The 18,071-nt window shown below is 26.7% G+C and carries 17 protein-coding genes; 6 read left to right on the top strand and 11 right to left on the bottom strand.

From position 1 onward, the window contains the following. The first annotated feature begins 30 nt into the window (after nt 1-30). The gene (locus BRSU_RS04950) at nt 31-495 is read left to right on the top strand and encodes a PTS sugar transporter subunit IIA (RefSeq protein WP_048594182.1); all 465 of its coding nucleotides are present in this window, start codon (nt 31-33) and stop codon (nt 493-495) included. A 53-nt stretch (nt 496-548) separates the two neighbouring features. Here the strand turns inward: BRSU_RS04950 and BRSU_RS04945 are convergent, their stop codons facing one another. From BRSU_RS04945 to BRSU_RS04925, 5 genes are read right to left on the bottom strand one after another with little or no spacing between them, the layout of a single operon-like run. Next, nucleotides 549-1,898, bottom strand: coding sequence for a sigma-54-dependent transcriptional regulator (locus BRSU_RS04945; RefSeq protein ID WP_048594181.1), 1,350 nt, complete (start codon nt 1,896-1,898; stop codon nt 549-551). A 3-nt stretch (nt 1,899-1,901) separates the two neighbouring features. Beyond that, the gene (locus BRSU_RS04940) at nt 1,902-3,083 is read right to left on the bottom strand and encodes a two-component system sensor histidine kinase NtrB (protein WP_048594180.1); all 1,182 of its coding nucleotides are present in this window, start codon (nt 3,081-3,083) and stop codon (nt 1,902-1,904) included. A 51-nt stretch (nt 3,084-3,134) separates the two neighbouring features. Further along, a complete protein-coding gene (locus BRSU_RS04935; RefSeq protein ID WP_048594179.1) occupies nt 3,135-4,490 on the bottom strand; it encodes a TldD/PmbA family protein in 1,356 nt (451 codons plus the stop codon). After that, nucleotides 4,491-5,879, bottom strand: coding sequence for a TldD/PmbA family protein (locus BRSU_RS04930; protein ID WP_048594178.1), 1,389 nt, complete (start codon nt 5,877-5,879; stop codon nt 4,491-4,493). A 32-nt stretch (nt 5,880-5,911) separates the two neighbouring features. After that, entirely contained in the window at nt 5,912-6,406 is a 495-nt protein-coding gene (locus tag BRSU_RS04925; RefSeq protein ID WP_048594177.1) for a pyridoxamine 5'-phosphate oxidase family protein, read from the bottom strand. A 93-nt stretch (nt 6,407-6,499) separates the two neighbouring features. Between BRSU_RS04925 and BRSU_RS04920 the strand changes: the two genes are divergently transcribed. Next, on the top strand, nt 6,500-6,895 hold the full coding sequence (locus BRSU_RS04920) for a secondary thiamine-phosphate synthase enzyme YjbQ (RefSeq protein WP_048594176.1): 396 nt from the start codon (nt 6,500-6,502) through the stop codon (nt 6,893-6,895). A 279-nt stretch (nt 6,896-7,174) separates the two neighbouring features. After that, entirely contained in the window at nt 7,175-8,179 is a 1,005-nt protein-coding gene (locus tag BRSU_RS04915; RefSeq protein ID WP_048594175.1) for an aldose epimerase family protein, read from the top strand. 77 nt (nt 8,180-8,256) lie between these two features. Here the strand turns inward: BRSU_RS04915 and BRSU_RS04910 are convergent, their stop codons facing one another. Genes BRSU_RS04910 through BRSU_RS04895 form a run of 4 tightly spaced genes read right to left on the bottom strand, consistent with a single transcriptional unit; the run spans nt 8,257 to nt 12,792 of the window. Continuing rightward, entirely contained in the window at nt 8,257-8,934 is a 678-nt protein-coding gene (locus tag BRSU_RS04910; protein ID WP_048594174.1) for a hypothetical protein, read from the bottom strand. Between the two features lie 8 nt (nt 8,935-8,942). Next, entirely contained in the window at nt 8,943-9,626 is a 684-nt protein-coding gene (locus BRSU_RS04905; RefSeq protein WP_048594173.1) for a hypothetical protein, read from the bottom strand. A 56-nt stretch (nt 9,627-9,682) separates the two neighbouring features. After that, nucleotides 9,683-10,843, bottom strand: a complete 1,161-nt coding sequence (locus BRSU_RS04900) for a hypothetical protein (RefSeq protein WP_048594172.1) — start codon at nt 10,841-10,843, stop codon at nt 9,683-9,685. Nucleotides 10,844-10,845: 2 nt separating this feature from the next. After that, nucleotides 10,846-12,792: a hypothetical protein gene (locus BRSU_RS04895; RefSeq protein ID WP_048594171.1), complete on the bottom strand. Its 1,947-nt coding sequence runs from the start codon at nt 12,790-12,792 to the stop codon at nt 10,846-10,848. 428 nt (nt 12,793-13,220) lie between these two features. Between BRSU_RS04895 and BRSU_RS04890 the strand changes: the two genes are divergently transcribed. From BRSU_RS04890 to BRSU_RS04880, 3 genes are all read left to right on the top strand, one after another. Further along, on the top strand, nt 13,221-13,991 hold the full coding sequence (locus BRSU_RS04890; protein WP_048594170.1) for an HAD-IIA family hydrolase: 771 nt from the start codon (nt 13,221-13,223) through the stop codon (nt 13,989-13,991). A 241-nt stretch (nt 13,992-14,232) separates the two neighbouring features. Beyond that, nucleotides 14,233-15,375, top strand: coding sequence for an MFS transporter (locus BRSU_RS04885; RefSeq protein ID WP_048594169.1), 1,143 nt, complete (start codon nt 14,233-14,235; stop codon nt 15,373-15,375). 64 nt (nt 15,376-15,439) lie between these two features. Further along, nucleotides 15,440-16,366 (top strand): DMT family transporter, encoded by a 927-nt coding sequence (locus BRSU_RS04880; protein ID WP_048594168.1) that lies wholly within the window; start codon nt 15,440-15,442, stop codon nt 16,364-16,366. Nucleotides 16,367-16,433: 67 nt separating this feature from the next. Here the strand turns inward: BRSU_RS04880 and BRSU_RS04875 are convergent, their stop codons facing one another. Both BRSU_RS04875 and BRSU_RS04870 read right to left on the bottom strand, forming a co-directional pair. After that, nucleotides 16,434-16,943 carry a DUF2147 domain-containing protein gene (locus tag BRSU_RS04875; RefSeq protein WP_048594167.1) on the bottom strand — a complete coding sequence of 170 codons (510 nt, stop codon included), beginning with the start codon at nt 16,941-16,943 and terminating at the stop codon, nt 16,434-16,436. Between the two features lie 158 nt (nt 16,944-17,101). After that, the gene (locus BRSU_RS04870; RefSeq protein WP_048594166.1) at nt 17,102-18,010 is read right to left on the bottom strand and encodes a hypothetical protein; all 909 of its coding nucleotides are present in this window, start codon (nt 18,008-18,010) and stop codon (nt 17,102-17,104) included. Between the last annotated feature and the right edge of the window lie 61 nt (nt 18,011-18,071).

Raw genomic sequence — 18,071 nt, 5'->3', positions numbered from 1 at the left:
AAAATAAAGTTATTTAGCGGAGGTATTTATATGGGATTATTCTCTAAAAAAATTGAAATAAAAAGCCCTATAAAAGGCAAATTAGTAGACATTACAGAAGTAAAAGATGAAGCTTTCTCTACAAAAGCACTTGGCGACGGAATGGCTATTGTACCAGATGAAGGAAAAGTATATTCACCTGTTGATGGAGAAATTATAACAATGGTTGATAGTAACCATGCTATAGGATTATCATCTAAAGGCATCGAAATACTTATACACATTGGAATGGATACTGTAAAATTGGGCGGTAAACACTTCAAAGCACATGTAAAAGAAGGTGATAAAGTTAAAGTAGGTACTTTATTAATAGAATTTGATAAAGAAGAGGTAGAAAAAGAATATGATATTACTTCTCCTGTTATAATACCTAATTTCTCTGAATTAAAATCATTAACTAAAACTGATCCTAGAAGTGTTTCTGAAGGTGATGTTATAATGACCGCTGTAAAATAAAAAATAACATATATTTTGACTATATAGAGGAGAAGTAAAAAGCTCCTCTTTTTTTATTCTTTAGCATCTTTACTATCTTCTTTTAATTTTCTGTAAAGAGTGGCTCTTTCAATTCCAAGTATTTTAGCAACCTGAGCCTTATTAAAATTATTATTACTAAGCAAATGATTAATATACATTCTTTCAAGTTCTTCTAATGTAACATCATTTTCAACTACAAAATTACTGTCGCTATTTTTTAAAGCCCAATCAGGTATATTGCTCTCATCAATTTTTCCGTCTTTACACATAACAACCATAGTTTCTATTGTGTTTCTAAGCTCTCTTACATTTCCTTCCCATTGCAATGAAGACAATATTTTATACACTTTCTTATCAACCGATTTTATTTCTATAGAATGTACTTTAGAAAACTCTTTAATAAAATTATCTATCAAAAGAGGTATATCTTCCCTTCTTTCTCTAAGAGGAGGCATTTCTATTTTTATGACATTAAGCCTATAATACAAATCCTCTCTAAATTTACCCTCTTTTATTTCCTCTGATAATTTTTTATTTGTAGCAGCAATAACTCTTATATCAACTTCAATTGGGGTATTAGATCCTACCCTTTCTATAACCCTCTCCTCAAGTACTCTTAAAAGTTTTACCTGAACAGTTTGATTTATCTCCCCTATTTCATCCAAAAATATAGTACCTTTATTAGCAGCCTCAAATCTTCCAATTTTTTTATCAATAGCCCCTGTAAAAGAACCTTTTTCATGTCCGAATAATTCGCTTTCCAAAACACCTTCTGAAAGTGCCGCACAGTTTACAGTTATATAAGGTTGTTTAGCTCTATCTGATATTTGATGAATAGCACTAGCAACTAATTCCTTACCTGTTCCGCTCTCGCCTTCTATCAATACTGTAGCCTTAGTTCTTGCAACCTGTTTTATTGCCTCATAAACCTTTAATATTTTAGGACTATGCCCTATCATACCGTAGAAACTTTCATGATAATCCACTCTGCTCTCAAGAGTTTCATTAGTCTTCTTAATATTTTTACTCTCTAAAGCTCTTGCTATAATAAGGAGCATTTTATCAAGATTGAAAGGCTTTGTCATAAAATCATAAGCACCAAGCCTCATCATTTCAACAGCAGTTTCAACATTTCCATGCCCAGTTAATACTATTACAGGTATATGCTTATCAAAATCTAAAATATCTTTTAAAAATTCCTCACCTGTTTTTTCAGGCATTTTTAAATCAGTTATAACTAAATCAATTCCGCCTTTATAAACAGTTTCTATTCCTTTCTCGCCGTTTTCAGCAGTTACAACTTCATAACCTTCAAATTCCAATGATTTTTTAATACCATCTCTTATATTTTTCTCATCATCTATTACTAATATTTTAGGCATAATTTATAAATCCGTTTCTAAAAATTTTTGATTCTCCTGCTGCAAAGGCAGTTTTATGATAAACTCACTTCCATTTCCATATTCGCTTTCTATAGTTACATTTCCATTATGTGCTTCTATTATACGAACTACATTTGTAAGTCCGAGTCCTGTACCATGTCTTTTAGTTGTAAAATAAGGCTCGAATATTTTGCCAAGAGATTCTTCTTTTATTCCGATACCTGTGTCTTTTATACTTATCACTGCATAATTATCAACAGTTTTAAGTTTTATAAAAATTTCTTTCTTTTTATCATCTGCATTATAACTCATAGCATCTATAGCATTCTGTATTATATTAATTAAAGATTGCTTTATATATTTCTCATCTAATTTTAATATAAGATTATCCTTATCAAATTTAACATCAATATTAATATTATTCTTTTCTATCTCATATTTCAAAAATGCTATAGTAGATAAAATAAGTTCATTTATATTAACATCTTCAATATTTAGTTCTAATTTACGCACAGAAAATAAAAATGAATTGATAGTTTCCTCTAGTCTGCTTATTTCTTCTTTAATAATATCAGAATACTCTTTAAAATCTTTATAGCATTGGCATTCATTATCCATATTCTTTTTTATTATCTTATCTATAAGCTGTACATATATGGAAATAGAACCTAGAGGATTTTTTATTTCATGGGCTACTCCTGCTGCAAGTGTAGTAAGAGAAGCCAATTGTTCGGCTCTTTTAAGTTTCTGAGCACTTTCATAGGTTTTAGTAATATCGAATGCTTTTATGAGCGTACCTATTATTCTTCCGCTATCTCCTATCGGAAGTATATTTATCTGAAGTATCCTTTCATTTTCATCATCTTTTAATAATTTTGTATCTGAAATATTATCTTTTATAAGTTCTAATATAGATCTTCCTATATCAGTTGATGACATATATTTTGAAAGAGCTTTTCCTTCAGAATTTCTAGGTATTGAAAAGAGAAAGCAGGCTTTTTTATTTATTCCTTGTATAGCATTCTTATCGTCTATTGCTATTATACCCTCTTCAAGATTTTCTAAAATAATGTTTTGAGAATACCAAAGAGTTGACAGCCTTTTAAAAACTTTCTTCTTTTCATTATCAGAAACTTTATCGAAATTCTGCAGTATTTTATCAAAAAACTGATTTCTTCTATTCATTTTATAAAGTATATTAAAAATAAAAAAAAACTTCAATACTATAAATAAAAATTATGAAGCAAATGAAAGTTCTTTAATCAAAGCACTAGGTGCATATATAGATGAATGATGATAATCAGTATCATTGGCAAGCATTTCTACATTGCTTAAAAGGTCTAATATATTACCTGAAACAATGAAAGGGCTTGCTGTATAAGCTAATCTACCATTCTCTATTTTTATACCTTCAGCCTGTAAAGAAAAATCTCCGCTTATAGCATTAACTCCTGCATGAGTTCCTGTCAAAGAATTAACTAATACACCATTTTGAATTTGAGAAATCAATTCTTCCTCAGTATTATTTCCATTTTCCAAAATAAAATTATGACAAGATATACCTATAGAAGTTTTGAATCCTCTTGAAGCATGCGAAGTTGTTTTTATACCATCTTTTTTGGCAGTATAACTATTATAAAGATAGCTATTTAAAACCCCGTTAGTAATTATATTTAAATCCTTAGTTTTAGAACCTTCTCCGTCAAAATTTGTATTTGCCAAACCTTTATCATAAATAGGAACATCTTTGATATTTATGATACTGCTTGCTATTTTCTGATTCAATTTTCCCTGAAGAAGCGATAATTTTTTCTGAACTGCCTCTGAAGAAAATAAACCTAAATAAGCACCTATAATTATTCTCATAGCTTTATTCGTGAATACAGTTTTATATTTTCCGCTTTCTATAGGCTTTGCAGATAATTTATTTACAACATTATCAACTATATTTTTTGTAAAAGAATCAATATCAAAAACAGCATCTGTTGAAGAATAAACATCAAAAAAAGTTTTTACTGTATCATTTTCTTTTGCTATTACTTCACCATAATATGCTATACTATTTTTCTTTTCTTCTTTGCATATACCATTGCTGTTTATTATACATTTATTAAAATTATACCTAGCTAATCCTGCAGATGGTACATTGACAATTCTATTATCAAGAGAATATAATTTATCTTCTATTGACAATGAAATTTCTTTAAGTTTATCATTAGACAGATTAACTATATCTTTATTAATCATATCATAACTTTTTTCATCATCATCTTTATATATAAGTTTATTGTATTCAGGTTCAGAATCAGCATAATGTAATGAAGTTTTTGCATTATTAATAAGATCATCTATATTAATATCAGCACTTATCTTTTCTGTAAAACTTATTCCAACCTTACCGTCTTTAATTAATCTTAATCCTATGCCTCCAGATTTAGCATAAGTATATTTATCTAAATCTTTTTCTCTTACAGTAAACTCCTCTTCCCCATTGCTTGACATATATATTTCTATTTCATCAATATCTTTTGCTTTATTTTTTATATCATTATATATTTCTTTTATTCTATTTATAAAACTATTCTCTGACATTTATCTTCCTCCAACAGTAAGCTCTTTAACTTTAATAGCAGGCTGTCCAACAGTAGTAGGAACAGAACCTGAAATACTTCCGCACAAACCATCAGCCAATTCTAAATTTGATGAAACTGCCTCTATATTCATAAGTGTTTCATCTCCGCGTCCTATAAGTGTAGCACCTCTTACAGGTTCAGTAATTTTTCCATTCTCTATTAAATAACCTTCAGAAACAGCAAAGTTATAATCTGTTGTAGCAGGATCAACTGAACCGCCTCCCATTTTTTTAGCATAAAGTCCATACTCTATTCCTGATATAAGCTCATCAAAACTAGCATTGCCTTTGTCTATAAATGTGTTTCTCATTCTTGAAGTAGGAGGATATTTATAATTTTCTCTCCTAGCACTTCCAGTTATTTTTTGATTCATCTTCATAGAACCAAGCTCATCAACTAAATAGCTTTTTAATATACCGTTCTCTATTAAAACCGTTCTTTGTGCCTCATTACCCTCATCATCAATATTATAACTTCCCCAAGCATTTTTTATAGTTCCATCATCTACAGCAGTAACTACATCGGAAGCAATTTTCTCTCCCAATTTATTGCAGAATACGCTGGCATTATCAGCAACAGATGTAGCCTCCAAGGCATGTCCGCAAGCCTCATGGAATATTACCCCTCCGAATGCATTATCTATTACAACAGGATATTTTCCGGATTTAGGATATTTAGAATTAAGCATCTTTATAGCTGAGTTAGATGTATCCATTGCCATATCTTCTAAATTAATATCTTTTATAATTTGGAATCCGTCTAATGCTCCTTTTGTTCTGCGTGCTGTTTGAGTATTTGTTCCATCGCTAGCCATAGCCATCATAATAAGTCTTATATATGTTTGAGAATCTTCTTTTAATATTCCATTACTTGCACATACTAAAATATTTCTTTGCTTTTCTGAATACATAGCATTAACTTGTTTTATTTTATCTGATACTCCTCTTGATGTTTTATCTAAAAACGAAAGAACTTCTATTTTCTCATCAAAATTTATATCGAAAGGATTTATATGTAATGGGTGATTATCTTTTTCTTTTGACTGAATAAAATCTTTAACTATATACTTTTTATCATTTACAATAGAAGCTGCAGATTTTGCCAAATTAATTAAACTGTTATTACTTGTATCATTAGAATACAAATATATTGTTTTTTTATTAACTATAATTCTTAATCCGACACCATAATTATTGCCAAGACTCATATCATCAACTTTTGAATCTAAATAACTTATCGAATTAACTTTAGTATCTTCAAAAAATAAATCAGCATACTCGCCGCCATTTTTTAAAGCTTCTTCTAAAACTGTATGCAAAAAATTTTCATCAAAATTAAAATATTTCATTTCTTCTCCTTTTTTATTAGTTTCAATTAAAACTATTTAAAACCATTATTAACTAACTCTATAGCCTCTTTTCCTGTCATATATTCTATATGCAGTTCTATAATATAAAAAGCATCATACTCTTTATCAATTACATTATTTCTATTTAACTGTGTATCATTAGGATAATATTTCAATGCAAGTTTTTCAATAGCTTCTCTTTTTTGATTATCATCTTCAACTATAAAAGACTTACCAAAAATGATTACACTTCTATAATAAGTTGTATACTCTTTTGGCTTTATATCATCTTTTTCTATGACACAGAAAGAAACTTTATTATTATTTTTTATAGCATCTAATTTATATCCGCTTTTAGCTATATGAAAAAATATTTTATTATCATAATAAACATAACTTAAAGGAACAGCATAAGGATAATTATCATCACCTGAAACAGCAAGTACTCCAGAGCTGCATTTTTCTAATATTGAAATGCTTTGTGAATTTGATAATAATTGATTTTTCCTTCTCATTTCTCTAAACATAGTAATATTATATACATTAATAGAAAAATAATCAAATTGACAAGTATTTTATTATCGTATAATATATAATAAAATAATAAAAAGGATATTATAATGCATACTATTAATGTAAAAACTAAAGCCAGATTTGATATAGTTGATATTACAGGAGAAGTTCAAAAATGCATAAATGATGAAAATATAGAAAATGGAATAGCTGTTATATTTGTACCGCATACAACTGCTGCTGTAGGAATAAATGAAAATGCTGATCCTGATGTTGTATTTGATATGAAGAATGCTTTCAATAAATTAGTACCTCAGCATGATAATTATGAACATAGAGAAGGTAATTCACAAGCTCATGTATTATCATCTTTGGTAGCTCCTAGTTTAACAGTAATAATAGAAAATAAAAAAATAGTATTAGGTACTTGGCAGGACATATACTTCTTTGAATTCGACGGTGCTAGAAATAGAAAAGTTTATGTACAAATTATATCAAAATAAAAATACATAATGCTATAATTTTATTCCTCTCTAGTATTTTTGGCTTTACTGGTAAAAAATTTTTTTTTTATAAAGTTAGCAATTGAACCAATTAACTCTATTATTATTCACATATTGACTCCTTAAGTTTAAATATTTATTTTAAAGTATATAAATAAAAAAGAAATTGTCAATATACCCTATATAAGTATTAAAAATAAATTAATTTTAAAAATATTTATATATAAAAAAATAAAAATAATGTATAATATAGGCATAAATTATTATAAGGATATTATTATGTTTAGATCAAAAAAAGAAGATTTTGGAAAAAATTCTTATATCTATACATTGGAAAATGATAAAGGATTAAAAGTAAAATTGGCAGAAGTTGGAGCAAGTATAACTGGGATATTTTTCAAAGATAAGGATGGAAAAGAAGTAGAAGTAGCATTTGGTTCTGATGATATAGAGTTTTATACACCCGAAGCTAAAAATGGTCATATGGGTGCTACTGTAGGAAGAGTTGCAGGAAGAACTATAGGTGCTAAATTCACAATAGATGATAAAGAATATAATATAACAGCAAATAAAGCTCCAGATCACACTCATGGAGGAATAAACGGACTTTCTTATGTAATGTACAACTCAATACAAAAAAAAGATAATGAAGTACTATTTTCTTATGTCTCTAAAGATGGAGAAGAAGGATATCCGGGAAATCTTAATCTAATAGTAAAATATACAATTACAGATGAAAATGAAATAATAATAGACTATATTGCAACTACTGATAAGCCAACTCCTTTAAACATAATGAATCACTCGTATTTTAATTTAAATGGCAGTGGAAGTATAAAAGATCATGAAATGTTTATAGATGCCAAATACTATCTTGCTGAAGAAAATTCAATAACATCAGGAGAAGTATTGAAAACTAAAAATACTCCTTATGATTTCACTTCATTGAAAAAAGTTGATGAAATAATAAAATCAAAAGATGGCTGTGATAATTGCTTTATTTTCGATGATAGTAATATAAATAAACAAAGAGTAAAAATATTATCAAGAAAAACAAATATAGCTTTGGAAGTATTTACTACTAAACCTTCTGTATTATTCTATACAGCTAATCATTTCAATAATTTTAAAGTTAGAAATCAAATATTAAACAGACATGAAGCATTCTGTTTAGAAACTCAATATTTATCATGTTCATTGAATTTTAATCATTTCCCAAGCATTATACTTTATCCTGATAGAGAATATAATCATAGAACAATATACAAATTTAGTTTAATATAATAAAATTGAATTAAATAAAAAATGAGGGCTATATTGAAAAATAAAGCCCTCATTATTTTATTAACAGTAAAAAATAATCATCTTCTTAAGAAATACATACCAATTTGGAAACCTATATCAAATGAAGCTAAAGAATCCTGATTGATTGTAAAGTCTTTAAATATGCCATTTTTATCTATATCAATAGGAAAATCATAATTAGCATATAAACCGAATGACATCATAAATTTTCTATTGATTTTAACAAGAAAATCTGCTGAAACTTTTATATAAGGTATATATGAAGTTGTGAAAGCATCCTGTATATCTCCGAAATCTAATGAATATCTTTCTCTGCTGAATTGATCTCCCTCTTTAGTATATTTCAAAGATAATGGTAATTTAATTCCTCCTCCAAAGCCTATAGAGAAGAAACCTATATTAAATCGAGGAAATACTCCTATAGATAAACTTCCAAAATCGTAATTCTCCAATACTCTTTTACCATTTACAGTATATTTGATTTCATATCTATCTTTGCTATATCCTATATCAAAAAAGAAACCTGCAGATAAGAAATCATCATATCCCCAAAATATACCTGGCTGAATAGAAAAAGAATTATCAAAATCCCTAAAATCTGTTGTGAATACTTTACTTCTGTCAGTGGTAGCACTGCTGGCTCCGAAACGTCCTACAAAACCAGCAACAAAATCTGCAGAATAAAGTGCATTAAAAGATAAGAGTAAGATAAATAATATAAATATCCTTTTCATAATAACTCCTAATAATATTTATCAAAATTAATGTTAAGATAATATCCAAATTGAATTCCTATATCAAGAGCACTTATAGAATCTTTATTGACAAATACATCATTCATATAATTATTATGCTGGAAATATAAAGGAAAATCATAATTAGCATATACACCTATAAGCAAATAATTAAATATACTAAAATCAATAGAAAATCTTAAATAAGGTATAACTGCACTTTCAAATATATCGCTCAAATCACCGAAAGAAAATCTATATCTTCTTCCAATATCATATCCATTTATTCTATATACAGCCATTCCTGGAATTTTTACTCCTCCGCCTGCACCTAATGATAAAAATCCAAAATTAAATCTACCATATCCGCCTATTAAAAAACTGTCAAATTGATAATTTTCTGTTACCCTTTTTCCATTTATAGTATATCTGAAATCATAAGAGTCATGATAATATCCTAGATCAAGCAGTATAGAAAAAGACATAGAAGATGCCACAGGCTGATTAATACCTATTAAAAATGAAAATCCTGAATCAAAGTCCCTAAATCCAGATGGAAATACTTTTGAAGCATTTGTATTTGCACCGCTCATACCAAACTGACTTATAAATCCAATTGATAAATTAACAGCTTTTAAGTTAAAAGATATAATAAATATAAAAATTATTGTTAAAAATATTCTATTTCTCAATTTATCCCCTATATATTATCATACATATATATAGTATAGCAAAATATTATATAAAGTCAATAAAATAATAATATAATAAAAAATATTATATATATATAATTATATAAAAACATGAATTTTATGTACTTTTTCATAATAGATATGAATATATTATATAAAAAATTAATAATAAGCATTACATTAAATATTATAAAATGATAGTACAAAAATTTACTAAAAACTATATATAATAAAAATGCTGAAAATACAATGCCAAATATATTTGAAATTACATATATGTAATATTCTATCTTATTATGTTCTTTGTCTATTCTAAATAGAAAAATATTAAATACAAAAATTATCATAAACAAAATATACAATAAAAATAAAAATTTAAAATAATGATTACTGATGATATCATATTTGAAAGTCTCTGCCATAATTATAATAGATGAAATGGATATAATTGGAGTAATAACTCTTGAAACACTTATTGATAATTTAGTATTAATCATTTTATTATATAATAAATAGGAAAAATAAATTATAGAAATCTTTAATAATGATAAAATAGATAAAACTATTTTTAAATTTTTCATATCATTTCTTATTAAAAATCTGAAAATTCTCTTAGCGTCTATTTTATCATTGAAATATAATGCAGCTATTATAGACAATACTATTAATGAAATTACAAATAATATTAAAAAACTCCATATCATGATTTCAGTAATCATAGTATAAAAGTCATATAAAACAGAAAACTTTTTTATATCATATCTGATAAATGATAAACCTACTATAAAAAGTATAATTAAATTTGCTGATATAATATTTATTATCAACTTAATAAAACTATAAAAATCTTCAAATGGATTTATTAATATCTCATAAGGAAGTTTATATAAATAAAAAGCCATCACAAAAATAAGTGCAAAAGATATTAATATAGTTTTTACGCTAATAGGATTAAGAACGAAAAGAAATAAAAATATAAAAAATGATAAAGGAATTAAAAAAGAAAAAAATATCCTTATATTATAGATAAAACTTTCTACAGTTATGCTTTCTAATGCTGCTAAATCTGTATTAGAATCTAATTTAGGAATGTTAATATTTAATATATAAGTAATGTATATAGCCGAAACCAATAATACAAAACCAATACCTATAACGATATTAAAATTCTTAATTATATTTTTATAAGCAGCTGTATTTATATTATTACTATTCACTATTATTTATCTATACCCAATATTTTAATCATTTCATTTTCTATCTGAACTATATCACCATATTTATCTTGAATAGCTTCCATATTCGAGCGCCTTTTTTCTAAAAGTTCATCTTGTTTATCTTTATCTGATTTTTCAACTTCTTTATAATATTTATCAATTATAAGTTTATCGGCTACTCTTAGAGTTTTATCAGATATTATTGCTTTATCAGAATCGCTTTCTGCTTTATACATATCAAATCCGGCATCTGTTTTTAAAACTCCGTCAGGTACTCCATTTACTATTTTTCCTTTCCAAACTAATCTAGGTTCATATTTATATGTTTTGTATGTAAACTCATATACATTTACAACACCATTCTCAGCAAATATATCCTGTGCCATATTAGCTGAAGGGTCTACAAGAAGTATCTTATTTTTACCGTCTTCTAAATAAATTCTTTGAAATTTATTTAATCCTTGTTTACTGCTTCCATTGATAGATTTTCCAATTGTGCTTTCTAAATTCAATTCTAAATTATCTTTTAAAAGAAGTGTATATGAAGCTATTCCGCTCCTTTCACCTGAATGTTTGTAAGTGCCTCTAACCATTATTTCATCTTTTCCATCATTATTTATATCACATAAGAAAAATTCAGGATTGTATATAGGGAAAGAAAGTATATCATCTAAATATTCAGCATATTTATTTTTATCAAATTTTCCATCTAATATAAATTGAGAATTTGTGGATATGTTTTTTAACTCAGCTGTCTTAACAGCAGATATTTTAGCACTTTCCAACTTTGAATCATCTCCAAGATGAAAGTTAAATATTTCTTCTATCTTATAATCAGCATATTTTATATTTCCTATATACATAGGATTTAAATAATACACACCTTGAAGTTTGTTTGCTTTAATTGAATAAATAAATGTATTTTTATTGAACTCTAAAAAATATATATCTGCAAAATCCTCATACTTCTCATCTAAAGATGGGTTATATGTATAGTAAAAATTTTCATAATATACAGAAGAAGTCATTTTATCTCTGCTTAAAGTTTTTCCTATATAAGTTCTAATATATTCATCCATTATGTTAGTATTTACTATATCTTTTGCAACAGTAAAGTATGATATATTAGAAGTATTATTATATATCACAGAAGATAGATTATAATTATTTTCATTATAAATATCCAAATAACCAGTATTCTTTGATATATCGTTTAAAAATCCATTCTCATAAGCATCAGCTATAAGCTTTTCAACACCTAAATCATTAGGAGCTTCTATTATATAATTTATCAATTTCATCTTATTTGAATAAATATTATTTATATTATTACCTTCAGCTACAATACCAATAATCATATCTATATTTGTAGAACCCAATTTCTTCCACTCTTTCAAATAATTTTGCATATCATAAAAATTATATAAAGAATCTGTAGCAAAATGTGATAAAAATAAAGCTAAATAAATATCTGCATCTTTATTTTTTATACTTAAAAGAAGTTCTCTAGCCTTTTTTAAAGCTAAATTTTGTTCAACATAGTTATATTCAGAGGCATAAGAAAAAACTGAATTATCACTATGCACATCATCACTATAATGATTATGATATGTATTAGATATATAATCTATAGAATATTTTTTTATATCATTATCACCCACTAGTTTTTTATTAAGGAAATCTTTATTTCTATTTATGATGTTGCTGTAATTGGCATCTTGGTAATAACTAATCAAAGCATTACTGAAGCTTTCTTTATCTGATCTGATTGATTTATAAACATATTTCATATCAAAAAAATTATTATCATTTTTCTGAATATTATTAGAATAATTATTATTTTGTATATCATTTGTATTTAAATTATTATTTATAGATTCATTTTTACTGCAGCTTGAAAACATTAGTATATGAATTAATATAATAATATAAATTATTTTCTTCAACATAATACCCCCATAATCCATTCCAACAAAATATGTTTACTTTAACTATATATTATATATAAAATATCTTTTTTTACAAGCACTATAATTTACACTACCTTTAATACAAATAAAAATTAAAAATTCTAATTGACTTTTTGTTTTATATTTATACAATTTATAAGTTAAAAATTAATAAATAACAATGTATAGAATATAGTAAAAGCCACATATTTTTATGCAAGTTATTTAGTATATTTTATATATAGCAAAATAAACATTTAAAGTTTACTTGATAGAGTATTTGCTATAGGTATGCAAAGCGAGCTTACAATTTTTATAAATAACTAAATAAAAATTGTGAGCCTCTGACAAGTTTACTTGGCAGATCCTTTGCCGTAGGCACGCAAAGCGGAGCGAACAATTTTTATAAATAATAATAGAGGTAATAAATGATTAGCATAATATCAGATATGGACGGAGTTATATACAGAGGTAATAACTTAATAGAAGGTGCAGAAGATTTCATAAAAATGTTATTATATAAAAATGTACCTTTTCTATTTTTAACAAATAATGCTGAACAAACTCCTAGAGATTTAAAAAGAAAATTAGAGTCATTGGGTGTGAACGGATTAGATGAAAAACATTTTTTCACAGCAGCACAGGCAACAGCTATATTCTTACAAAGACAGCTTGCAAACGGTACTGCTTATGTAATAGGAACAGGCGGACTTGTAAGCGAATTATATAATGTGGGATACAGCATAAACGATGTTAATCCTGATTATGTAGTAGTTGGTAAAACTAATGCTTTTAACTTTGATATGCTTCAAAAGGCAGTGCATCTAATAAATAAAGGTGCAAAATTTATAGGATGCAATCCTGATATAGTAGACCCAGCTCCTAATGGAGAATTAATACCAGCAGTAGGACCTATATTGGCAGCAATAGAAACAGCTACAGGTAAAAAGCCTTATATAGTAGGCAAACCTAATCCTATTATGATGTCTATAGCTAAAAATCAAATAAATGCTCATAGTGAAAATACTTTGATGGTTGGCGACAGAATGGATACAGATATATTAGGAGGACTTGGTGCCGGTATGAAAACAGCTTTAGTACTTTCAGGGGTTACTACAAAAGAAATGATAGAAGAGTTTCCATACAGACCGAATTATATATTTAATTCTGTAGCAGAAATAGATGTAGAAAAATTTTAATTTCTTATTGTTAATAATATAAATATAATTTTTAAATATTACTAGGCTAATTATAAAAATTGTGAGCATCTGCTAGTTTACTTGGCATACTAATGAATGCGAACAATTTTTATTAGCAATAAATAGTAGGACTTCGTCGGCGAGCATAACAATAATAAAAATTTTTAGTATTTGATTTTAAATCTGTTTAATATTATTAGGCAGCTTTATTTTTATTTAATAAAAAATTGGGGATAATTTCATGTCTAATTTATTATTTATTATAATGACTCTTTTATGGCTTTCATTATACGTTTATATACCATATCAAGTTCCTTATTTATCATCTATTAATATAAATTCATCTATGATAGGAATCATTATAGGACTTTATGGTGCTGCACAAATGTTTTTAAAATTTCCATTTGGACTTCTCAATGATTATGTTGGAAGATGTAAAATATTTATACTATTAGCAGGGCTTCTTACATCTATTGGTGCCGTAATAAGATTACTAAATTTAAATGCTGCAGGATTTTTGATTGGCGGAATTTTATGCGGAATATCTGCATCTATCTGGACAGTATTCATGGTTCTATATGCTTCTTACTTTGATAAAAGTGAAGAATATAAAGCAACGAGTAAATCTCTAGTGGCAAGTGTAACAGGTATGTTTTTGGCTTTTTTGATAGCTGCTTTTTCTTATAATAAATTTGGAATGAAATTTCTTCTCTATGTTAGTGCTGTTTCAGGAGCTTTAGTTTTTATATTGGGTATTTTTCTTCAGGATAAAAAACATAGTAAAAAGTTATCAATAAAAGGATTATTCTCCGTTATAAAAAATAAAAGATTAATAGTATTTTCATTGCTTGCTATAGTAATGCAGGGGATACAGATGGCTGCGGTTATATCGTTTACTTTAAATAGAATAAAAGAACTAGGAGGAACTGATCAAAATGTAGGTATGGCGTCAATAATAAGTATGTTCTTTGCTATATTAGGAGCTTTTGCCCCAAGCAGAATAAAAAATGAAAATAATATAAAAAAGTATATACAGATATTTTTTGTTGTTATGGCTTTATACTGCATAGCTGTTATATCAAGCAGCAATGTATTTATTATAATAGCTTCTCAAATTTTTGGAGGATTTTCTTCAGGAATACTAGCTTCTTTGCTTACAAGTGAATCTATAAAAGAAATAGATATCGAAAAGAAATCATCAGCTATGGGATTTTTTCAATCTACATATTCTTTTGGTATATTTATATTTCCTATAATAACAGGTAAATTAATAGATATATACTCTATAAATGTTGCCTATATTGTACTTGCTTTAATTTCTTTCTTATCAGCAGCAATTGCAATAATTTATTATATGACAAATAAAAAAATCATAAAATTATAAAAAATAATTGCAAAAAATAAAATTTATAATAGTATATTTGCATTAAATTTTTACGGATTTTTTTATGTCAGAAAATAATAAATTAAATAATAATTTAGGTTATATCTTCGCAATACTAGCAGTTATTATATGGAGCGGTAATTTTGTAGCTGCTAGATTTCTTGTAAATTTAACTCCAATAGAAATTTCTTTTTACAGATGGTTAGTCACTCTTTTAGTATTAACTCCATTCTGTATAAAAAAACTACTAGAAACTATTAAATATATAAAAGGAATATGGATACAAGTTATAATACTATCTATACTAAGCGTTACCTTATTCAATACATTTGTATATATGGCAGCACATACAAGTAATGCTACAAATATGTCTTTGCTTGCTACCTTATCCCCTATAGTAATAGCATTAATAAGCAGAGTTGTATGGAAAACAAAATTAACTATATATCAGAAAATAGGATTATTAGCTGTAATAGTAGGAGTTGTTATTTTAATCACTAATGGAAGTATAGAAGTACTAATGAAACTGCAATTTGCCATAGGTGATTTTTATATGCTAATAGCTGTTATAATATTTTCAATATATACTTTAATTTTAAGAATTAAACCTAAAGAAATGCCTCATCATATTTTCTTTTATCTTATGGTTATTATAGGATTTATACCCTTAATGGCTGCAATGATATATTTACATGCTTCTAATAATGCTCATGCCTTAAATATACAAACAGGATTAATACTTTTATATGTAGGTGTTTTTCCTTCAGCATTAGGGTTCATATTTTGGAATATAGCTATTGCTAAAATAGGTGCTATAAAAGGAGCTATAATATATGATTCTGTTCCTTTCTTTTCATCTTTAGAAGCTGTTATACTTCTAAATGAAAAATTATTATTATCTCAGGTATTAGGAGGAATATTAATACTTATTGGTATAATATACAGCAGCATAGGCGACAAAATAACAGATAAAATAAAAAATAGAAAATAAAAAAGGGAAACTTTATTAAAGCCTCCCTACTACTGTTATAAAAAATAGTTTATATATTTATGAAATATTAATTAAGTTTTCTTAATTCTGATCTTTTAAGAGGTGTAAATCTTGATTTTTCAGAATCAGGAATTCTAGTCCATTTCATAGATTTACCAAAAACTCCGGATTTATCAATAGATCCTCTTAAAATAAGTTTTCCATCTTTATCTATAGACATTTTACCATTATAAGTTTTTCCATCATAAGGGTTATATATTTTACCACCATTCCATTCTTTTTTATCAAAAGATAATCCCATAATATACACTAATCCTTTTAATGGAAGCTTTCTAAGCTGCGGATTAGGATTTTTTTCATCTAAACTTTCAGGTCCATAATATGATTCTTTATAGGCAAAAGAATAACCATAATATTTTCCTCCATCCTCATAAATCTCTACAACAGGAATTCTTCCAAGAGAATCTTTTTCAGCATACCATAATCCAACTACATCATTAGCTTTAACATCTTGTGCATTTAAAGCTAATACCGAAAATATTAATAATGCTGATACAAATAAAAATCTTTTCTTCATAATTTACCTTAGTTGTCCTTATTTTTTAATATTCTTATTACATAATAAAACATAAGTTTTAGTTTTTGGTAAAATCTTTATCGCTTTTATTTTAATAAAAACTTGCAAAGATAATTAATCTATGCAAGTTTTATAATATTCAAAATTAAAATATGTTATTAATAAAACTTCCATTCTATACCAGCATCTAACTGTATAACAAATTTATATTGTGCATGCTTTTCAATAAGCCAAGTACCTATCTTAGTACTTACGAATGGAGAAAGACTAGGAACACTATTTAATGCCTTTTTATAAGAATAAGCGGCAAATAACCCTACTCTGTATAAATCCTTAACAGAAGAAAGCATATGCTCTATTGTTGTATTGATAGCGAAAGCCATACCCCATTCTTTCATGCTGTATCCCAATTTTATATCATGATTGAAATATACATCTTCAGCCTTTACAACTATGGACTCTCTAGCTAAATAAACATATTCATTTTTATCAACACCAAAGGCTCTGACATAATTTATATAAGGAGTATATATTAAAGCTATCAAACCTGGTCCTGCAGGTCCTCCCATTGTAAGTGTAGGAGCAAACTGAACATATATAGTATTTCCTCCCACATACTGCGGTTTTTTATTCATAGGATTAAGTCCAGTAAATGGAGGAAGTGCATGATTGAATTCTTTAGTATTTCCATCAACTAAAACAGGTCTTCCGGGATCAGCAAGTCCTGCCTCATAAGTAAACTTAAATAACATTTTCAATGCTATTAAAGGCTGAAATTCCACATAAGCTGAAGTTCTTGAAAAACTGCTTAATTCCTGTTCTATTCCGGCAAGTACATAAGAATCAGCAAAGAAGAAATTATTCATCTCCCTAAATAAAGCCTTTTTATAGAATAATTGTCCTTGGTATAAAGCCCCAAAATGATTCCACCTGCCTAAAAAGTGGTTTGAAAAATACCAGCCTTCATCAGACTTGTCAGTTAAATCCCTTTGAGGCTTTACATCTTCTTGTGCTAATAACGGTATATTTATAATTGTAATGAGTATAATTGCTAATATTTTTTTCATAATATTCTCCTATTTTTTATTCAGTAAACTTTATAATTTCTTCTATATTCCTTATTCCTTA

Source organism: Brachyspira suanatina (assembly GCF_001049755.1).
Taxonomy (GTDB): Bacteria; Spirochaetota; Brachyspiria; order Brachyspirales; family Brachyspiraceae; genus Brachyspira; species Brachyspira suanatina.
This window is presented reverse-complemented; position numbering and strand designations above follow the sequence as displayed.

Coding starts and splice junctions, on each gene's coding strand:
- BRSU_RS04880 (WP_048594168.1), top strand. CDS start 15,440: ATGTCAGAAAATAATAAATTAAATAATAATTTAGGTTATATCTTCGCA.
- BRSU_RS04930 (WP_048594178.1), bottom strand. CDS start 5,879: ATGAAATATTTTAATTTTGATGAAAATTTTTTGCATACAGTTTTAGAA.
- BRSU_RS04885 (WP_048594169.1), top strand. CDS start 14,233: ATGTCTAATTTATTATTTATTATAATGACTCTTTTATGGCTTTCATTA.
- BRSU_RS04935 (WP_048594179.1), bottom strand. CDS start 4,490: ATGTCAGAGAATAGTTTTATAAATAGAATAAAAGAAATATATAATGAT.
- BRSU_RS04910 (WP_048594174.1), bottom strand. CDS start 8,934: ATGAAAAGGATATTTATATTATTTATCTTACTCTTATCTTTTAATGCA.
- BRSU_RS04890 (WP_048594170.1), top strand. CDS start 13,221: ATGATTAGCATAATATCAGATATGGACGGAGTTATATACAGAGGTAAT.
- BRSU_RS04945 (WP_048594181.1), bottom strand. CDS start 1,898: ATGCCTAAAATATTAGTAATAGATGATGAGAAAAATATAAGAGATGGT.
- BRSU_RS04895 (WP_048594171.1), bottom strand. CDS start 12,792: ATGTTGAAGAAAATAATTTATATTATTATATTAATTCATATACTAATG.
- BRSU_RS04950 (WP_048594182.1), top strand. CDS start 31: ATGGGATTATTCTCTAAAAAAATTGAAATAAAAAGCCCTATAAAAGGC.
- BRSU_RS04920 (WP_048594176.1), top strand. CDS start 6,500: ATGCATACTATTAATGTAAAAACTAAAGCCAGATTTGATATAGTTGAT.
- BRSU_RS04915 (WP_048594175.1), top strand. CDS start 7,175: ATGTTTAGATCAAAAAAAGAAGATTTTGGAAAAAATTCTTATATCTAT.
- BRSU_RS04870 (WP_048594166.1), bottom strand. CDS start 18,010: ATGAAAAAAATATTAGCAATTATACTCATTACAATTATAAATATACCG.
- BRSU_RS04940 (WP_048594180.1), bottom strand. CDS start 3,083: ATGAATAGAAGAAATCAGTTTTTTGATAAAATACTGCAGAATTTCGAT.
- BRSU_RS04925 (WP_048594177.1), bottom strand. CDS start 6,406: ATGTTTAGAGAAATGAGAAGGAAAAATCAATTATTATCAAATTCACAA.
- BRSU_RS04875 (WP_048594167.1), bottom strand. CDS start 16,943: ATGAAGAAAAGATTTTTATTTGTATCAGCATTATTAATATTTTCGGTA.